Raw genomic sequence first — 1,902 nt, forward strand, 5'->3', positions numbered from 1 at the left:
CTTGTCACTGGTGTGATTGATGGTATTACAGCTGGTACTGATGGTAGCCCAATTGATCTTGTGACTGGTGTAATCGATGGGATTACTGGTGGAACAGACGGTAGTCCGATTGATCTCGTCACTGGTGTGATTGACGGCATCACAGGTGGTACCGATGGTAGCCCGATTGATCTTGTTACTGGTGTCATTGACGGCATCACGGGTGGTACGGATGGTAGCCCAATTGATTTAGTGACTGGTGTGATCGATGGCATCACAGGTGGAACAGACGGTAGCCCGATTGATCTCGTCACTGGTGCTCTTGATGGTATTACAGGCGGTGATCTTGCTAATAATCCTGTCACAGGTATTGTTCAAGAAGGTATCGATATTCTACAAGGCGTTGAAAGCTTAAAAACTGAAATTATCAATACGAGTATTGATACTGTTGCTGACACCATCATCGGAGCTTTCCCTCAAGCTGAACATCCTGTCGGTGATATTGCTGACCTAGGTACCCTCACTTTTGAAACTTCTCGCGATACCGTAAATGGTACTTTAGAAACCGTGTCTGATTTGGCAGGGGCTGATCTCAGCAGTGCTTTAGATTCTGCAACAGGTGTCATTGAAACCTTAGTTGATAATGGTTCTGCTGCAATTGGTATTGTTCAACATATTGCTGATGACCTTGGCAATCTCGGTGATCTTGCTGATGGTACACCACTAGAAATGGTGACTGATGTCATTGACGGTATTACTGGCGGTACCGATGGCAGCCCAATCGATCTTGTCACTGGTGTGATCGATGGAATTACGGGTGGAACCGATGGCAGCCCAATCGACTTAGTCACTGGTGTGATTGATGGCATTACAGGCGGTACTGATAGTAGTCCAATTGATCTTGTCACTGGTGTGATTGACGGCATTACAGGTGGTACCGATGGTAGCCCTATTGACCTCGTCACTGGTGTGATCGATGGTATTACAGGTGGTGATCTTGCTAATAATCCTGTCACAGGTATTGTTCAAGAAGGCATCGATATTCTACAAGGCGTTGAAAGCTTAAAAACTGAAATCATCAATACGGGTATTGATACTGTTGCTGACACCATCATCGGAGCTTTCCCTCAAGCTGAACATCCTGTCGGTGATATCGATGACCTTGGTACCCTCACTTTTGAAACTTCTCGCGATACTGTAAATGGTACTTTAGAAACCGTATCTGACTTGGCGGGTGCTGATCTTAGTGGTGCTTTAGATTCTGCAACAGGTGTCATTGAAACATTAGTTGATAATGGTTCTTCTGCAATTGGTATTGTTCAACATATTGCTGATGACCTTGGCAATCTCGGTGATCTTGCTGATGGTACACCACTAGAAATGGTGACTGATGTCATTGACGGTATTACTGGCGGTACCGATGGCAGCCCAATCGATCTTGTCACTGGTGTGATCGATGGAATTACGGGTGGAACCGATGGCAGCCCAATCGACTTAGTCACTGGTGTGATTGATGGCATTACAGGCGGTACTGATAGTAGTCCAATTGATCTTGTCACTGGTGTGATTGATGGCATTACAGGTGGTACTGATGGCAGCCCAATTGATCTTGTCACTGGTGTGATTGATGGCATTACAGGTGGTACTGATGGTAGTCCTATTGATCTTGTGACTGGCGTAATTGATGGCATCACAGGTAGTACTGATGGTAGTCCGATTGATCTCGTCACTGGTGTGATCGACGGCATTACAGGTGGAACCGATGGCAGCCCGATTGATCTCGTCACTGGTGTAATCGATGGCATCACAGGTGGTACTGATGGTAGTCCAATTGATCTCGTCACTGGTGTTATCGATGGCATCACAGGTGGTACTGATGGCAGCCCAATTGATCTCGTCACCGGTGCTCTTGATGGTATTACA

Annotated in this window: 1 protein-coding gene; it reads left to right on the forward strand. The window is 46.2% G+C overall.

The genetic code is table 11. The features are described from left to right. A partial coding sequence (locus ACT4_RS17340; protein ID WP_007483689.1) for a hypothetical protein occupies positions 1-1,902 on the forward strand: 1,902 nt, incomplete at both ends.

The sequence above is a fragment of the Acinetobacter sp. NBRC 100985 genome, from assembly GCF_000241225.1.
Lineage (GTDB): Bacteria > Pseudomonadota > Gammaproteobacteria > Pseudomonadales > Moraxellaceae > Acinetobacter > Acinetobacter venetianus.